Raw genomic sequence first — 19,226 nt, 5'->3', positions numbered from 1 at the left:
GTGTATTGATTGTTTATAAATAGCGCAAGCTACACCAACAGAAATCAAATATTATTCTTATCTTCTTATATTCCTAAATACTTATTACTCCATCGAAAATAACTCCTATTCCTCCTCTCTGCGCCTCCGCGCCTCTGCGTGAGCCTTCCTTCTAATTTCCTTACGTCGCTGTATAGATGACCTACTGATTCCCACAGATAATTCTGAACCCTGCTCCCGACTAAAAAACCGAGCTAACTGACTAATAGTTGGATATTGAAACATTTCAACCAAAGCAAAATCCCGTTGAAATACTTCTTGCAGCTTGCTATGAACTCGAATCAAAAGTAAAGAATGTCCACCAAGTTCAAAGAAATTATCATGTATACCCACCTCATCTAACTGCAAAACTTCTTGCCAAATATCAGCAATAGTTTTTTCCGCCTCAGTTTGCGGAAGTTGTAATTGTTGTTCTAACTGCGGACGCACACCTTCTGGAATTGGCAGCGATTGATAGTCTACTTTACCATTGGGTAGGAGTGGTAAAGTTTCTAAACTCACAAAAACCGAAGGCAGCATATATTCTGGTAACTTCTCTTTTAGTAAATGCTGTAACTCGCTAATAATTACTTCTTTATCTTCAGAAACTACATAAGCAATTAACTGCTGTTGTTCTTCTTTTACTACCACAACAGCTTCTTTAATTTTAGGAGATTGGCGTAATATTGCGGCAACTTCTCCTAGCTCTACACGAAAACCCCGCAGCTTAACTTGGTTGTCGATTCGTCCTAAAAACTCCAAGTTACCATCAGCTAAATAACGTGCTAAATCTCCTGTTTTATAAAGCGTTATTCCGGCTTTTGAGATAAATCTATTTGCAGTAAGTTCTGGTTGATTAATATAACCTCTAGCCAAGCCTGCACCACTGACATATAGTTCGCCAGTTACGCCAATAGGAACAGGTTGGAGATATTTATCTAATACATGAATTTGGGTATTAGCGATCGCCCTCCCAATTGCCACTTGTTCAGGCAGTGGCTCTGGAGGAGTTACACTGTAACAAGTAACGTCTGCCGAAACTTCGGAAGAACCGTAAAGATTTAACAGGGTACTATCTGGTAATGTCTGGCGAAACTGCTGTAACAAATCAATTGATAACGCCTCACCACTCGTTACCCACAACTTCAATTTTGGTAATCTTGCTTGCAAATTGCTGCTATCTAAGAGCACCCGTAACAACGAAGGAACTAGCACCAGTCGGGTGACATCATGTTGAGCCAGGGTTGCAATAAATTGCTGTGGATCTTTGACAGTGCGATCGCCTATAATTACCGTCTTCACCCCTTGCAGTAAAGGCCCAAAAATCTCCCAAACTGAATCAACAAAGTTTAAGGATGTTTTCTGACAACAAACTTCTCCCTCTGTAAACGGATAAGTCTCCCACATCCAATGAAAACGATTAACAGAACCTTTGTGTAAACCCAGAACTCCTTTAGGTTTACCAGTAGAACCAGAAGTGTAAATCACATAAGCCAAATTCTCGGCTGTAGTATCACACAAAGGATTCTCTTGACTAGCTTGGGCAATACTATCCCAATCTCGGTCTATGCAGACAACAGTTTTTTGGTCAAATCTATCAACAAATGACTCATGACTAATAACAAATGACACCCCCGCATCCGCCAACATCAAAGCTAGTCGTTGCTGTGGGTACACTGGGTCTAACGGTAAATATGCACCACCAGCCTTGAGAATCCCCAACAGCCCAACTATCATATCTAGGGAACGTTCCACACATATTCCCACCAAGACTTCTTTTCCTACACCCAACTTTTGCAAATAATGCGCCAGTTGATTCGCACGCTGATTTAACTCTTTGTAAGTTAACTTTTCTGCACCGCAAACCACAGCTACAGCATCCGGTGTACGTTCTACTTGCGCTGCAAATAACTCATGAATGCACTCGTGGGGATATGCAACTTGAGTATCATTCCATTTTGCCAACAGCGTTTTTTCCGCTTCACTTAACAAAGGCAATTCCCAAATTTGCTGCTGAGGATCGCTGACAATTCCTGCTAGTAATATTTGCAAATGCTGTGCCATTCGCTGTATCGTATCAGCCTCAAACAAATCAGTGCTGTATTCAAAAGTCCCGACAATTCCCGCAGCCGTTTCTTCCATGAACAACGTCAAATCAAACTTAGCAGTACCGTTGTCATTTTCTAGCAAACTCAAATTCAAACCAGATAATTCTATCTCTGACATCGGTGCATTTTGCAGCACAAACATCACTTGAAATAGGGGCGCATAACTCAAAGAACGCTGTGGTTGTAATTCTTCCACCAGCAAATCAAAGGGTAAATCTTGGTGAGAATAAGCCCCTAAAGCCACCTCACGCACTCGTCCCAATAATTCCTCAAATGTCAGATTACCTGCAAACTGCGATCGCAACACTAAAGTATTAACAAAAAAGCCAATTAATCCTTCTATCTCCGCACGGTTGCGGTTAGCGATAGGGGAACCCACCACAATATCTTCATTACCTGTGTAGCGATATAGCAAAGTTTTAAAAGCTGCCAGCAACGTCATAAACAAAGTGCATCCCTGTTCCTGGCTGAAACTTTTTAATGCAGCAGTTTGTTCAGCAGAAATTTCAAAATTACAGTAAGCACCCCGAAAAGTTTGCACAGCAGGTCGTGTATAGTCTGTAGGTAATTCAAGCAGTGCAGGCGCGCCTTCTAAATGCTGTCGCCAGTACGCAAGTTGCGACGCTAAAACATCCCCTAATAACCAGCGTCGTTGCCAAGCAGCAAAGTCTGCATACTGAATTGGCAGTGCTGATAAATTGGGGATTTTTCCACTACAAAAAGCTTGATAAAGTGTAGAAAGTTCCTGCACAAATACACCTATTGACCAACCATCAGAAGCAATATGATGCACAGTCAATAATAGTAAATATTCTTGTTCACCCAGGCGTAATAACTTCACCCGTAGCATCAAGTCTGTTTGGAGATTAAAAGGCTGTTGTGCTTCTGTTTGTGTCAGTTGTTCAATTTGAACTGCTTGTAAATCAGCCGCTAAATTACTCAAATCAATTATTGGCAAAGAAAAATTGGTTTCTGATGCAATTATTTGTACTGGTTTTCCCGCCACTGTCTGAAAATTGGTGCGTAAAACTTCATGACGACGCACAATTTCATGGAAGCTTTGCTGTAGTGCTTGTACGTTCAGTTCACCTTGCAAGCGAAAAGCCGCACATAAATTATTAAAGGGACTATTTGGTTGCAGTTGAGTCAGGAACCACAACCGTTGTTGAGCAAAAGATAAGATTAATTCCCCATCTCTAGAAACACGCTCAATGGGAGGAGCATCTAAACCAATTCCCGCCTTAATAATTCTGTCAATAACTGTTGCTAAACCGGCAATTGTTGGTTGCTCAAATAAGCGACGCAGAGGCAATTCTACCTCAAAGGCCTGTCGCACTTTAGAAATCACACGAGTCGCTAATAGGGAATGTCCCCCTAATTCAAAGAAGTTGTCGTGAATACCTACTTTTTCTAAACTTAAAACTTCCGCCCAAATTCCCGTCAGTATTTCTTGAATAGGAGTAGAAGCCGCAACAAAAGTATTTTCGCTCTGAAGTTGCGTAAATTCAGGTGCAGGTAAGGCGCGGCGGTCTATTTTACCACTGGGAGCTAATGGTAAATCGTCCAACAACATCAAGGCTGATGGCATCATGTGTTGTGGCAATCTTTGTTTGAGTATTTGCCGCAGTTCTGACACTAAATCTGCTGAACTTTCAGCTTGAGGAACTACATAAGCTACCAAACGTTTATCACCATTATCTTCTCGCACGATAACTACAGTTTCTCGTACAGAAGAATGCTGACGCAGCATTGCTTCTATTTCTTCCAGCTCCACCCGAAAACCGCGAATCTTGACTTGATTATCTATGCGTCCCAAAAACTCGATATTACCATCAGGTAGCCATCTACCTAAATCTCCAGTTTTATACATTAAATCTGGATTACCTTCTGGTAATTTTTTTGTAGAACTGGGGAAAGGGTTAGGAATAAAACTTGATTTTGTTTTCTCTGGATTTTGCCAGTAACCATCTCCTACACCAATTCCTGATACACATATTTCTCCTGGAAATCCGATGGGAACTAACCGCATTTCTCGGTCAAGAATATAGATATTTAAGTTAGTTAAGGGCTGACCGATAGAAACAGTACGTTGGTTTTGTGCTAAAGGTTGATCAATAATAAATTGAGTAATATCGTCCGCCGCTTCGGTAGGGCCATAAGCATCAGCTATGCTAATTGAGGGATACAAACTCAACCATTGATTAACTCGTTTTACAGAAACAGGTTCACCAACTACCATCATCCAATTTAAATCAGGTAACTGTCTTTGTTCTTCTGGGAGTTGGTAAATATAATCTATTAATCCTCCAAACACTGCGGGAACTAATTCCACAACAGTAATACTTTTTTCTTGGAGAACTTTAAATAATTTTTCGGGAATAAAACCTGATTCAATATCTACTATAACTGTCTTACCACCAATCAAAAGTGGAGCTAAAAATTGCCAGACAGAAATATCAGTAGAAGAAGGTGCGCTTTGTAAAAAAGCAAAATCTGCTGTTAACTCTAGTTCATCAAACTGAGCATATATATGATTAATAGCCCCGTCATGTCTAACTATTGCGCCTTTTGGCAATCCAGTTGAACCAGATGTGTATAGCATATAAGCTGCATCTGTACCTGTATTGCTGGTAATGAAATCCTCAGTAGATAAATGCTGAAAATGCAGTTGATTATATATATTGATATCGGTTAATGCAGTAGAATTTATAGTATTTTCTGCGTTGTCTAAACAAACTAGAGATTTTAAATGCAGGTTATTTCCTACTAATTCCGTAAATATATCTAAACAGGAGGAATCTGTCAAAATGATATTTACTGCACTGTTAGATACCATATATTTAATTCTATCAGGTGGATACTGACTATCAATTGGTAGATATGCCCCACCAGCTTTATAAATAGCAAGTATCCCGATTAAAAAATTAATGTCTCGCTCTTTGAGGATGCCAACAATTTCACCTTTTTTGATGCCTATATGTTGGAGTAATTTAGCTAATTGGTTAGCTTTGGCATTTAATTGTTGATAGGTTAAATGGCTATTTGCATCCTCAACAGCAATTCGATTGGGTGTGGCTTGGGCTTGCTGGGCAAATAATTGATCGATTGTTTGCGTGATGGGATATTGTTTGGTTTTATAATTGAATTTTTCTACTAGCTGGTGCTGTTCCTCTATGCTTAAGAAAGATATATCGGTGATTTTAGTGTGATAATTGCTAACCACACACTCAAGCACATTTAAATAAGATTTAAGCAACCATTTAATAGCATCTTCTCGAAACAGATGCTCATTGTAATCTATTCTACATAATAATAAATTATCTATAAGTTTGAATGATAAGGTGACATCATTGCTTATATCTATAAGGTTATTTTGTTGATGAATATTTTCTAAGAGAACAACAATGTCACAGAATGGATAACGATTTTGCTGATTGGGTAAATTTAAGAGTTGCGTTAATTCATCAATGGGATAATTTTGATGGCAATAGGCATTGATGGTTGTGGCTTTAACTTGGAGCAGTAAATCTTTAAATGTTTGATTTTTATCAACGTTAATCCGTAAGGGTAAAACTTGAGTTAAATTGCTATCAATTTCTGTAAAGCGGTAAGCTGGAGAACCAATAATATTATCAGTATTGCCAGTGTATTTCTGCATTAATACAGTGAATGCAGACAACAAAATTAAATAAGTTGATAAATAAGAATTATTGCTGAGTGAGAGAATAGCTTTTGACAGGTAAGCAGATAATTGGAAACTCACTGATTTATGCTTACCAGTGTAAATGGCAGGTCTAACATAGTCTGTAATTAGATTTGTCTCTGGTAATTCATCAGATAATTGATTTAACCAATAAATTTTTTGTGTAAATAAATCTTCAGATGTAATTGTAGGTTTACTTTGAATCGTAACCATTATCTGTTACCTTGTTACAAAATACTTGATGGGATATATCACGCAGAGTCGCAGAGAGGATGAGAGTTTTATTTAAGCTAGGCAATCATCAAATGCCTGTTTGATAATGGAACACCCTTGCTCTAATATGGGCATTTCAATTGTTAAAGGTGGCAAGATTTTAATGACAGTGTTATTTCTGCCTGCTTTTTCAATTATTAATCCTAGTTCAAAACAGCGAGAGGTGATTTTTTTAGCTAAATTAGCATCGCCCAAATGGGAAATATCAATGCCCCAAATTAAGCCCATTCCTCTGATTTTTATTTTCTCACTAATTGAGGCTATTTGCTCAATTAAAAAATTATTTAAGAAAGATTCTTTGATTTTAACTTCTTTTTCTAGATTGACAATTTCTCGATATTCTAGTGCAGCAGTACCACCAACAAAGGCTAATTGATTACCTCGAAAAGTGCCATTATGTTCGCCAGGTTCCCAAATATCTAACTCTGGTTTAAATAATAATAACGACATCGGGAAGCCATAACCACCGATAGATTTTGATAAGACTACCATATCGGGAATAATATTGGCTCTTTCAAAAGAAAAGAACGGCCCAGTTCTACCGCAGCCTACTTGAATATCATCACAGATTAATAAAATATCATGGCGATCGCACAAATTTCTCAGTCTTTGCATCCATTCTATTGGTGCTACAATTACACCGCCTTCTGCTTGCACTGTTTCAAAGATAATAGCGGCTGGTTTTTCAACTCCAGAATTGACATCATTGAGAACTGACTCGATAAATTCTATCGTGTCAAAGCTTTCCATAAAACCGAAGGGATAGGGCATAAATGCAACATTACTTGATGTACCATAAGCCCCAGCTTTAATATCACGATTTCCACTAATAGACAAGCTACCCAAGGTCATACCATGATAGCCGCCCATGAATGAAAATATCCCTGGTCTTTTTTTTACCTTTCTGGCTAACTTTAATGCAGCTTCCACAGCATTTGTCCCTGTAGGGCCGCAAAACTGAAGTCGGTAGTCTAAATTTTTGGGGGTTAATACTGTTTCAGTGAACTTAGAGATAAACTGTTCTTTGGCAGATGTATGCAAGTCTAAACCATGTGCGATCGCGTCTGCATTTAAATATGATATCACCTTCTGTTTAATATAGTCGTTATTATGCCCATAATTTAACGCCCCCGCACCTGCTAAAAAATCAATATAAGCTTCTCCTGATGCTGAATAGATAAAAGCACCTTTGGCTCTGTGAAATAAAGTTGGAAAGCTTCTGCAATAACTTCTGACATTAGATTCTCTTGTTTCAAAGATATTCATTTACTTTTCCTGCTTGCGTAATTAGATGCACTGTTGTGAATTACGAAACGTAATTTAGATAAGTTTTATAAAACTTAAATATTACTTGTGGCGGAACTTTAAAAATTAATCCTAGAGCCAATAAAAAGTTGTAATAAATATTCTTTAATGGCATACCTTTAGCACTAGCAGCTAGACCTTGCAATACACTAGATTGTGTGTGCCAATCAATATTAAAAGAAATGGATTTATCCCAACTTCTTACATGGTGCAGCGTACCAGGAGGCATATATAAAATATCTCCAGGATTCACAATTACTTGAATAGGTTTGGCATTTCGATAAAGTGGGTACTGCGCTAAATCTGGTTTTTCGGGATCAACCTTAAACCAACGCCAATTATAGCGATAACAATATTGAGCATCTTCCTTGAGAAACAGAGTAAATTGTTTACGCCCAGAAATTTGAAAAAACAGATTATTTGTGAGCAGACAGTCAAAATGTAGCGGTGTCAAACTCCGAGATGGGCCGATAAAAAATTGGCAATAACGCCACCACTTATAACTATACCATTTTGGCAAGTATTCTAAAACAAATGGTTCAACATCTTTAACAAGTTCAGGAATTAAACTAAATAAAGGTAAGTCATGACAATAAGGAGGTAGAGTTTGCTGCTCTCCCTGTTCATATTTATCTAAAACATCTGCATATTCTTGAAAAGTAAAATTTTCTATTTCAATTTTACCCTTGTTAAAATGTTTAGCATATATTTTCAACTCAGGGGCAAGTGATTGAAAATATGGCAACGACCATTTAGTAAAACCATCCCAATTTTGAATTACACCAGAAATAACCACTGGTCGAGATTTATTGACATACTCTGATAAAAAATCATCACCTGAAAGCTGATAACGACGGTCAATTTCTAAATCAATAGTCAACATAGATTTTTGCTATTTTATTAACTCTCTAACTCTGCGCCTCTGTCTTGAAAAGTTCAGATCGGAGGAAACCTCCGCTCCGACTTTTCGCTGCGTCTCTGCGTGAGATTAACACCTTAATTACACACAGCCAATTCAAAATTAAATGTTGCTTCTTTCTCCAACATCAAGCTGATATGTCGTGTTTGTTCTGTCAGTAACGATAAATCTTTCAACTGCACTTCAGGATTTGTGGCAATATTTTCCAGTAATATCTCAAAATGCCTAAGTATGCCATTAATTGTGGCACTATCAAAACTGCGAAAATCGTAACTAATGCCAATGCGTAACTGTGAGCCAGGATACCCAACTAAGTTAATAGAATAGTTGGTTTTGTAAAGATTTAAACTCAATTCTATACTTTGTTCTCGCTCTTGCGATTCTTGGAGAATATCATCTACTGGTTGATTTTCAAATACAAAAATACTATCAAATAAAGGCGCACCTGGAGGTAATTCGCTCCAACGTTGAATATCTACGAGTGAAGTATATTCATACTGCCTAATTTCTACTAATTGCTCTTGAAATTGTTGCAACCAAGGTAATAAATACTGATTTGGGTCTACTTTAACTCTGACAGGTAAGGTATTAATTAACATCCCTACCATTGACTCAGAGCCTTTTAAATCTACGGGACGACCAGAAACAGTACAACCATAGACAATTTCAGTTTTACAAGTGTAGCGACTAAGAAGCAAAACCCAAACAGCTTGAGCAATTACGTTAATAGTCAAACGATGCTGTCGTGCTATAGATTGTAATTTAGCTGTAGTTGCTTTTGAGAGTTTTATTTGTGGTTCATCATATCGTGCTTCTGGGTTATATAAGTTATCTACATACAAATTTTTTAACGGCGTAGGTGCTTTTAATCCTTTTAGCATCCGTCGCCAAAACTCTTCCGCCTGTGATGAATCTTGTCGTCGCAACCAAGCAATATATTCTCGAAAAACACTACCTTTTCCTAAGTCAATATTTTGACCTTGACTATAAGCTATGTATAACTCAATAACTTCTTTAATGACTAACGGCGATGACCAACCGTCCACAATAATCATGTGTGAACTCCAAATAAATTGGTAAGTATGATCATCAAAGCGAATTAAAGTTACTCGCATTAAAGGGGCTTGGGATAAATCAAAGCCTTGCTCTCTATCTCGGACTAAAAAATCATCCAAACGTTTTTGCTGTTCTGTTGTTTCTATTCCTCGCCAATCTAGTTGTTTTATGGGTAATTCGACATGGCGATACACAACTTGTAGAGGTTTGTCGATATCTTCCCAATAGAAACCAGTACGTAACATGGTGTGTCTAGCTACGACTTCTTGCCAAGCACGTTCAAAAGCAGCAAAATTTAAACTATTTCGCACCTTAAACGTAAAGCCTAATTGCGAAAAATAAAGTGTGACTTCTGAACCATAGACACAGTGAAATAGAATACCATGCTGTAGGGGCGACAGTTCGTAAATATCTTCAATATTTTCTGTATTCATATTACTTTTGATTTACCTTTACGATTGAGTTTTTCCAAGAACTGATCTAGACCTTTTTGGCTTAAATCTAGTTCTGGGAAATCAGAAGGGGTGTAATTTTTTTCTTGAGTAGATTGGCAATGAGTAATAATGTTTGTTAAGACTTTGACAAACTCTTGGGCTAAATTTTTGATAGTGGAATAACGATGGATGTTTTCGCTAAATGTCCAATCAAATCGCAGTTGATTATTAACTACCAAGCCGTTGATTTCTAGTAAGGCAGTTCTTTGATTGCGCGGACTGCTCATTAATCCACTGGAGTTCTCCACAAATCGGAATAGCGATGAGTTAGAAAATGTCTGGTCAAACTGTCCTAAATAATTGAAGACTACTTCCGGTTCTGGATAGTTTTGTAATTCATGATCCTGCTTCAAATAACGCAGAATACCGTAACCAATTCCGCGATGAGGAATAGCTCGTAGTTGCTCTTTAATTGTTTTTAATGCTTCCCCAGGATGAGATGCTTTTCCTAAATCCAAAAGTGCGGGGAAGATAGATGTAAACCAGCCAACAGTACGCGATAAATCTAAATCCTCAGAAATTTCTTCTCGTCCATGACTTTCTAGTGCTACTAATAAAGAGCGTGTACCTGTCCATTGAGAAAAAGCTTGTACCAACGCTGTGAGTAACACATCATTGATTTGGGTGTTATAAGCTTGTGGTACTTCTTGGAGTAAGGCTTGGGTTTGTTCGACAGTGAGAGCGATCGCAACATTTCTCTCAGACGTTACTATATTCTCACCATCAATAAAATCCACCGGTAATCTCTGCTGCTGACACTGGGTTAACCAATAATCTCTCTCTTTTTGCAGGGTAACAGATTGGGCATACTCATGCAGACGTTCTGACCAATATTTAAAAGAAGTTGTTTTCGCTGGTAACTGTACTTTTTTGCCTTGGTTTAGCTGTTGATAAGCTGTTTGCAAATCTTCTAGTAAAACTCGCCAAGAGAAAGTATCTACAGCTAAATGATGAATAATGAGTAACAAGCGGCTTGGCTGTTGTATGCCAAAGTTGTAGACAGCAAATCTTATTAGTGTTCCCACTGATAAATCAATATTGGTTTGTAATTCAGCCACAGATGTCTGAAAAGCTTGTTCTTGTTCTGTCTTTGTCAGTCTTGAAAAGTCAAAACGCTGCAACAAAATAGGTGTATGAATATCAACAAGAACCTGCTGCAAACCCAACTCTGTTTTTTCAAACCGTAGCCGCAAAGCATCATGATGTAATAGTAACTGTTGTAATGCCTGTTCTAATAAGTCTAAGTCCAGAGCTTGTGGCATTTCCAGCACAATTGTCTGATTCCAGTGATGGGGATTTAAGAAATTCTGCTCAAAAAACCAATGTTGAATAGGTGTTAGGAATACTGTACCTGTGACCAGTCCCTGTTCAATCTGGATTGCTGGTTTCAAAACTGCTACATTTGCTAACTGAGCAATAGTTTGATGCTGAAATAATTGTTTAGTTGTCAGCTTCAGACCTGCTTGGTTAGCTTTAGCAATAATTTGAATAGCAATAATTGAATCGCCGCCCAACTCAAAAAAGTTATCATGAATCCCCACTTGTGACACATTGAGAAATTCTGCCCAGATTTCACAAAGGGTAATTTCGGCAAAACTGCACGGTGCAACAAATGCTTTGTCTAACTCTGGTCTACTGGTGTCGGGTGCTGGTAAACTTTGCTTATTGACTTTACCATTAGGCAAAAGCGGCAGTGCCTCTAGCATCACAAAAGCCGATGGCACCATGTAATTAGGCAAATTTTCTGTGAGGAAGTTTCGTAGTTCATTAGTGAAATTTTGCTCCTGTTTGTGCGGCACAATATAAGCTACCAAACGTTGAAAACCTGTATCATCACGCAAGATAACTACTACTTGTCGCACTTGGGGATGTTTACTCAAAACTGCTTCAATTTCGCCTAATTCAATGCGGAAGCCACGCAGTTTTATCTGATTATCAATTCGCCCCAGAAACTCAATGTTACCATCACTTAAATAACGTCCTAAGTCCCCAGTTTTGTAGAGGAGATCCCATTCCCCCCTGTCCCCTGCCCCCTGCCCTCTTTTAAAGGGGTTGGATATAAACTTTTGAGCAGTCAATAATGAGTTCTTAAGGTAGCCTGGTGCTAAACCAACACCGCCAATATACAATTCACCTGGTACATTTAATGGCACAGGTTGGAGATTAGCATCTAGCAAATAAATTTCTGTATTTTGTACTGGTCTGCCTATAGGTGTATTTTGGTGACAAGTCGATTCAGTAGAAACAGTATATAAAGTAGCGCAAATCGTAGTTTCTGATGGCCCATAACCATTGATAATTTGCAAACCAGGAATTAATTTACTAATAGATTGCAGTAATTGTTCAGCAATGGGTTCCACCCCTACAAGTAATCTTTTTAAAGTCAGTTTGTGAGATTTTTCCTGTAACCAATCAGTTAAATCTTTCAGAATGAAAGGCGGAATGTAAGCACTATGAATTTGCTGCGACTCTAACCACTCAAACAATGTGATTGCCTCATAGCGCATACTTTCGGTAGTTAGATGTAATTCTCCCCCTACCAATAAAGCTGAAAAAATTTCATAAACCGAGACATCAAAACTAATGCTCGTCCATAAACTACATTTATTACCTTGAGCAAGCGGTTGTTTAATTTGAAAATCTGTTAGTAAATTAGTTACGCCTTGATGTGTACAACCCACGCCTTTGGGTTGACCTGTGGAACCAGATGTGTAGATAACATAGGCCAGATTTTTTGGTGTTGCATCTGTCACCGGATTTTCTGGACTTTGTTGGCTAATAGTTGACCAGTTTGTGTTTAAATAAACTACATTTAATTGATGCTCAGGTAAAGCGATCGCTAAATTTTCTGTTGTCAACAATAGCGATGTCTGAGAATCAGATAACATCTGAGTTAAACGCTCTTTTGGGTAAGTGGGGTCAAGTGGTATGTATGCACCACCAGCCTTGAGAATTCCCAATAACCCCACAATCATTTCTAAAGAACGCTCAAAACAGATAGCCACTGGTACATCCGGTTTCACACCCAATGTCTGTAAATAATGCGCTAGTTGATTAGCACGGGTGTTTAACTCTTTGTAAGTTAGTTTCTGCTCGCCAAATACTACTGCAACAGCATCAGGTATCTGTTCTACTTGCACTTCAAACAATTGATGCAGACAAGTTTTTGGATACTCAGCTTGAGTCTGGTTCCACTCTACTAGTAACTGATGGCGTTCTGCTTCAGTCAACAAGGGTAATTCTGAAATAGACTGCTCTTGATTATTCACAATTCCCCAAAGTAAAGTCTGGAAATGTCCCATCATTCGGGTAATTGTGTCTGCATCAAACAAGTCTGTATTGTATTCAAACTTCGCCAGTAGCCCTGTCTCTATTTCTCGCATTGACAGGCTGAGATCAAAATGAGCCGAAGCTAATGGTATTTCTAAAAAGCTGAGGGTAAGTTCGGAAAGCTGTACCTCTTGTTTGGGTGCATTTTCCAAGACAAACATCACCTGAAACAATGGTGTGTGAGATAAATCCCGCGTTGGCTGTAATTTTGCTACCAACTGATCAAATGGTAAATCTTGGTGATTGTATGCTTCCCAAGCCACATCTCTGACTCGCTGCAACAACTCTCGAAAAGTCGGATTCCCCGATAAGTCGATACGCATTACCAGAGTGTTAAGAAAATAACCAATTAGCGATTCCAATTCCCGGCTGTGGCGATTAGCAATAGTAGTACCGACACAAATATCATCTTGGTTGGTATAACGATACAGGAGTGTATTAAATGCTGCCAGCAGGGTCATAAATAAAGTTACCCCTGACTGCTGACTGAGGTGTTTCAGCTTGGTAGTTAAATCTTGGTTGAGTTCTAAGGTGATGATATCTCCCCGAAAACTTTGCACCGCTAATCTTGGGCGATCGCTTGGTAATTGTAATACAGGTGGTGTATCACTCAGTTTCTGTTCCCAGTAGCGGAGTTGTTCTGGTAATAATTGTTGCAGCTTGTGATGCTGCCAATAAGCAAAATCCGCATACTGGATAGGTAACTCTGGTAGAGGTGACGGCTTACCGAGAGAGAAAGCCTCATAGATTGCTGCTAGTTCTTGGATGAAAATTGTACTTGACCAAGCATCCGCGATCGCATGATGAATGACAAACAATAATACATATTCTGTCGGCGCAAGTTTCACTAAAGTAACTCGCAGTAATGGCCCCTCTGCCAAATTAAAATTACGTTGGGATTGAGCCACAGCAAACTGCTGGAGTTCTTGCCATTCTAAGGTTTCTACCGCCAGTGTGAAAGTTGCTTCAGTGGCTATTGCTTGAAACGCTTGCCCATTGATAGTTCTAAATGTAGTCCGCAGAATTTCGTGTCGTCTAATTATTTCCGTCAGTGCTTGCTCAAGAATAGCTACTTGTAATACACCTTCCAACTTAATCGCAAATAATTGATTGTAAGCCGTACTACCGCCTTCTAATTCATCAATAAACCATAGTCCTTGTTGCCCAAAAGACAAAGGTAAATGTTGATTGCGGGGAACTGGTTTGATTGTTTCTTGAGTAGAACTAGTATTGAGAAACTGGATAATTTCTGCTTTACGTGCAGCTATCTCGGCTTGTAATTCGGCTGTGAGTACATCTTTGGGGGCGTTACAGCGCAGGCGTTCTCCATCTAACCATAGCCTGATATCTAAATTACTCAATTCAGACAAAAACTCTGCAATTAATTTCATAGTTCCACCTCCACGCGATTATCTAATACTTCATTAATCGGGGCTTGGAGTTTTTGCGTTGTTTGCTGAATCTCATCAATTGACTTCGCCAAGCTAGATAAAGTTGGTGCTTGCAGTAAATTCTGCACAGGTAAATTAACTTGAAATTTTTCGCGCATTCGAGCAATAACCTGCGTTGCTTGTAAGGAATCTCCCCCTAATTCAAAGAAGTTATCGTTAATCCCCACTTTCTCAACTCGCAAAACCTCTTGCCAAATATTGGCAATGATTTGCTCTGTTTCCGTTTGCGGTTTGATGTAGTTTGTTTTGAATTGTGTCCGCAAATTTTGTAACTGCGGTAAAGCTTGACGATTAACTTTACCATTCGCTGTCAGTGGTAGAGCATCTAGAAGCATAAATTCGCTAGGAATCATGTAATCAGGCAATTTTTGTTGTAAAAAGCTCTTGATTTCTTGCTTTTTAAACTTCTGTACAGATGCAGATCCCCGTGCCATAAACGTATACACAGCCAAAAAGTCAGCTATCGAGCCTGGTTTATTAAATACTGTGCAATCTGTAAATCCTTGTGCCAGTAAAACTTCTTGCCACTGTTTTGGCGATAGGAGAGGATTAGACCGTAATGCAGTATCTTCAAAGCGGTCAAAACCTTGTTGCAATCCCATAAATAATTCCCAGAAGGGATGCAGTTTTGTTGGTTCTACAAACAGCAACAAACCATTCGGGGCTAAGAGCGATCGCATATTCTCCAAAGATTCTTGGATATTGCGCGTAGCATGAATTACACCACCAGCAATAATCACATCAAAACTGTGGAGTTCATAGCCTTGTTCTTGGGGCGACTGTTCCAAGTTAAATAGAGCAGTTTCTAAGAAAGGATAGTGACCAAAATCTTGCTTTCCTAACTGCAAGAAATACTGAGAGATATCTGTATAAACATATGTAGTTTTTTCCGGTGGTAAAACTGGTAACACTTCCCTAGTCACAGCCCCAGTTCCCGCCCCAATTTCTAAAATTCGCAGGTTAGTTGTTGGCTGCCAAGACTGGGCAAGGTGATGTAAAATTTCTCGAATGACTAAACTACCTGCTTGAAATTCTTTGCGATAAAGGGCGGGAATTTCATCTGTAGCAATAATCTGAGCCGAGTGAATATTTTCGGTGAGAATTGCTGCCAGATTTTTGGCGGAATTCACCAACAATTCCACTGTATTTTGGTTGTAGTCGAGGATGGGCGTGGCTTCTGCTAAAATCTTGGCTAACAATTCTGTGGGGAAGCTATGAGGCAGAAGTCGAGTATTAACAAACTTGTCACCATCTATTTGCAACCATCCTAAATCTACCAAGAAAGATAAAGCACGATTCAGCCATTTGCGATAGCGGGGTTTAATCTGACCTCGCTGCATCAATTCATCTAAAGAGTACGCCTCATGGAGTTGGGTATAAACGCCAAACTGATGAAAGGCGATACTCACAGCGTAGGTATAAAGTGGGTCTAGATGTTGTTGCCAAAAAGCTGCAAATACTTCTGGTTTCACAGCATCTAAGTTTTGTTGAGCGATGCTTGTTCCCTTTTCGACCAAATTCTGCCATAAATGTTTTGTTTCGCCACTATCTGCCATTTCTGTTTCAAACAGCGTCTCTGCTTGCTGTTGTGGCACTATACAGGCAATAATTTGTTGATGAGATTGTTCGACTCCTGGAATTGTAACAGCGATCGCATCTTTTACTCCTGGATGCTGTTTGATAGCGGCTTCAATCTCACCTAATTCGATGCGATAACCCCTGATTTTGACCTGAAAATCTGCTCTTCCTAAAAATTCAATATTACCATCGGGTAAATAACGACCAAGGTCGCCTGTGCTGTAAATCCGTTCTTGGGTGCGGGGATGGGTAATGAATTTATCTGCCGTTTTTTCGGCATCACGCCAATAACCTTGCGCCACCTGCACGCCAGCACAATACATTTGACCAGGAACCCAAACGGGGCAATCTTCTAAGGCTTCATTCAAAATATAGTATTTGGCATTAGCCATCGGTTTCCCATAAGGAATACTCTGCCAATTCGGGTCAATCTCTGTAATTAAATAACCAATATTCCAAATGGTAGTTTCTGTAGGGCCACCAATACTCAATATTTGGACATCTGGTACTAAAGCTTTGATGCTGTCAGGGAGAGACACCGGCAACCAATCACCACCCATAATTACCAAACGCAAGCTTGCCGGGATAATTACAGATTGACTCTCGGCATATTCCACCAACATCTGCATCATAGCGGGGACAGAATTCCACAGCGTCACTTTCTCCCGCACCATCAACTCAGCCCAGTGCGCTGGGTCTTTAACACCACAAGCATCAGGGATCACAATTGCCCCACCTGCACACAACAAACCAAAAATGTCATACACAGACAAGTCATGGTTTAACGCCGTCACCGCCAAAATTCTATCTTGACAACCAATATTGAAGCGTTGGTTAGTGTGGACAACGACGTTAACAACGTTGCGATGGCTAATCATTACCCCTTTGGGTAAGCCTGTAGAACCAGAGGTGTAAATAACGTAGGCTAAATCATCAGGTGTTTGTGCTGGTTGTAGCGGTTCGTGACTTTCTTTAGCTAGTTCTTGAGTATCTATGCACAGACGGTCAATGCCTGAAGGCCAATCTAGTTTCTCATCTAACCAAGATTGAGTCAGAACAATTTTGACTTCACTGTTGGCTAACAGATAATCTCGGCGTTGTTGTGGCAAGTTTGGATCTATCGGCACATACGCCGCACCAGAGGATAAAATCCCCATAACAGCGACAATTTGCTCCCAGCCCTTATCCATAACTACCCCTATCAATTGGTTAGGAATAGCCCCCAATCGCCGTAGTTTATGACCTAGTTGGTTAGAAAGTGTGTATAACTCTTGGTAAGTTAAGGTGCGCTGAGAGGAAATGACTGCTGGTGCTGTTCCACGCTGCTGTGCTTGAGTCGCAAACATTGTGTGCAGCATTGCGTCGGGAGTGGGTGCGGTTGTGGCGTTGATGCGATCGCGCTGTGCTAATTGTGGAGGAGGAATTAGTTGTTTATTAGTTTCTAACCAAGCTGATTCAGAATTAGCTAGTTGTCTGAGTAAACCAAAATAAGCCTCAAACATATCGCTAATTAAGCCTTGTGGGAAGAGTTCTTCCACTACATCCCAGTTACAAGTTAAAGTTTCCTTTTCTTCCCAAACTTGAATATCCATCCAAGCCTGAGAAGCTTGACTAATTCCGTAAACTAACTCACCAAAGTGGCTAAAAGTTAAGGTTTCTTGTCCCAGGGAACTAAAGCCGAGGGTGCTAGTAAAGACAATGGGCATAGCACTGGGTGCTGTACCTTGTCTGCGGGCTAATTCTCGTGTGACGCGCACACCACTGATGTAGCGATGTTCTAAATCTTGCAATAGTTGTTGTTGCAGACGGCGCGATCGCTCTCTAAATGCTTCTGGCCTAGAATTATCTACAGCTAATAAGGTGACAGAGGTAAAGTCCCCTAAAATATCGTTAACTTGGGGATGCAACGGTAAGCGATTAAATAAAGCTAAATTTAAGGTAAATCGCGGGTTTTTACTCCAAAGAGTCAATATTTCCGCAAAAGCAGCTAGTAAAACCCCAGAAGGAGTTAAACCCGCATTTGCCGCACGTTGCTTTAACTGCTGCCATTGTGTTGGTTCTAACCGCCCTTCATAACGCTTGTTTTGGTGGTGTTTGATTTGTTTGGGACTTTTAGCCAGTGGTAAATCTGGGGCTGGTGGTAACTCGTCGAGACGATTAAACCAATAGGCTTGCGATCGCTTGTATAATTCTGTCTCTTGCAGTTTTTGTTCTGCTAAAACATAATCGCGGAAGGAAATTTCTAAGGGTGGTAATGGCTCCTCTGGATGCTGATAAAGTTGAAACCATTCATCAAATAGGCGAAACAGACTCCAAGCATCAAATATTTGCAAGTCAAAACTAACGTGTAACCGAAAACTTTCTTCTGCTAAACGTGTGACTCTAAACTCAAATAAAGGCCAGCGATCGCTCGGAATCACTTGATGAGACATTCGCTGACGCACTGCATCTAGTTCTGCATTGGCAATGTCTTCTGTTTTGTCTCTTAAATCTAAAACTTCTAGCGTATAAAAGGGTACTTGTTTTAAAACTTGCTGCTGTCCGTTTGGCAAGACTATTGCCCTTAGCATATCGTGGCGTTCTATGACCTTTTGCAGCGCAAGATTCAGATTTTCTATGTGTAGATATTTACATTCAATTTCGTAATAACCATGATTAGCTACATTTCCCAACTCTAGTACACCACTGCGTCCTACCCAAAAGGCGTACTGCATATCAGTCAGAGGAAAAGGCTCATAACGCAACTCTGGTGCTGGCACAATTTTGGGTAGAGAGGTGGTACTTGTGCCGTTTTGTTGGAGTAATGTTAGTAATTCGGTTTTATATTTCGCTAATGAATCGCGCAATTCTGGGGTAATGACTCCCTTTGGTGCATCAATATCTAGAGAGTTACCATTAGCAGATAATTTTACGCCTCGATGGGACAGGTCAGTTAAAAGTGAATGTAAGTTCATAGGGATTTATGTTTTAATTTTTTTCACGCAGAGACGC

6 protein-coding genes are annotated in these 19,226 nt (G+C 39.6%); all 6 read right to left on the bottom strand.

The window, feature by feature from the left end; translation table 11 throughout:
- Window positions 1-105: 105 nt before the first annotated feature.
- The 6 genes from ACQFX9_RS15960 to ACQFX9_RS15935 all read right to left on the bottom strand — a co-directional run bounded on the left by ACQFX9_RS15960 (window position 106) and on the right by ACQFX9_RS15935 (window position 19,189).
- Entirely contained in the window at window positions 106-6,042 is a 5,937-nt protein-coding gene (locus ACQFX9_RS15960; protein ID WP_427156903.1) for an amino acid adenylation domain-containing protein, read from the bottom strand.
- A 72-nt stretch (window positions 6,043-6,114) separates the two neighbouring features.
- Complete coding sequence (gene ectB, locus ACQFX9_RS15955) at window positions 6,115-7,368, bottom strand: diaminobutyrate--2-oxoglutarate transaminase (RefSeq protein ID WP_427156902.1); 1,254 nt, start codon at window positions 7,366-7,368, stop codon at window positions 6,115-6,117.
- Between the two features lie 40 nt (window positions 7,369-7,408).
- The gene (locus ACQFX9_RS15950; protein ID WP_427156901.1) at window positions 7,409-8,290 is read right to left on the bottom strand and encodes a cupin-like domain-containing protein; all 882 of its coding nucleotides are present in this window, start codon (window positions 8,288-8,290) and stop codon (window positions 7,409-7,411) included.
- Window positions 8,291-8,403: 113 nt separating this feature from the next.
- Window positions 8,404-9,816, bottom strand: coding sequence for a condensation domain-containing protein (locus ACQFX9_RS15945; protein WP_427156900.1), 1,413 nt, complete (start codon window positions 9,814-9,816; stop codon window positions 8,404-8,406).
- The gene (locus ACQFX9_RS15940; RefSeq protein ID WP_427156899.1) at window positions 9,813-14,597 is read right to left on the bottom strand and encodes an amino acid adenylation domain-containing protein; all 4,785 of its coding nucleotides are present in this window, start codon (window positions 14,595-14,597) and stop codon (window positions 9,813-9,815) included. Before ACQFX9_RS15940 ends, ACQFX9_RS15945 begins: the two co-directional genes overlap by 4 nt.
- Window positions 14,594-19,189, bottom strand: coding sequence for an amino acid adenylation domain-containing protein (locus ACQFX9_RS15935; protein ID WP_427156898.1), 4,596 nt, complete (start codon window positions 19,187-19,189; stop codon window positions 14,594-14,596). Before ACQFX9_RS15935 ends, ACQFX9_RS15940 begins: the two co-directional genes overlap by 4 nt.
- Between the last annotated feature and the right edge of the window lie 37 nt (window positions 19,190-19,226).

Origin of the sequence: Aliinostoc sp. HNIBRCY26, assembly GCF_050235535.1 — a bacterium.
Taxonomy (GTDB): Bacteria; Cyanobacteriota; Cyanobacteriia; order Cyanobacteriales; family Nostocaceae; genus Trichormus.
The sequence above is the reverse complement of the archived record's forward strand: the minus strand, read 5'-3'. Positions and strand labels throughout refer to the sequence as shown.

Coding starts and splice junctions, on each gene's coding strand:
- ACQFX9_RS15960 (WP_427156903.1), bottom strand. CDS start 6,042: ATGGTTACGATTCAAAGTAAACCTACAATTACATCTGAAGATTTATTT.
- ectB (WP_427156902.1), bottom strand. CDS start 7,368: ATGAATATCTTTGAAACAAGAGAATCTAATGTCAGAAGTTATTGCAGA.
- ACQFX9_RS15950 (WP_427156901.1), bottom strand. CDS start 8,290: ATGTTGACTATTGATTTAGAAATTGACCGTCGTTATCAGCTTTCAGGT.
- ACQFX9_RS15945 (WP_427156900.1), bottom strand. CDS start 9,816: ATGAATACAGAAAATATTGAAGATATTTACGAACTGTCGCCCCTACAG.
- ACQFX9_RS15940 (WP_427156899.1), bottom strand. CDS start 14,597: ATGAAATTAATTGCAGAGTTTTTGTCTGAATTGAGTAATTTAGATATC.
- ACQFX9_RS15935 (WP_427156898.1), bottom strand. CDS start 19,189: ATGAACTTACATTCACTTTTAACTGACCTGTCCCATCGAGGCGTAAAA.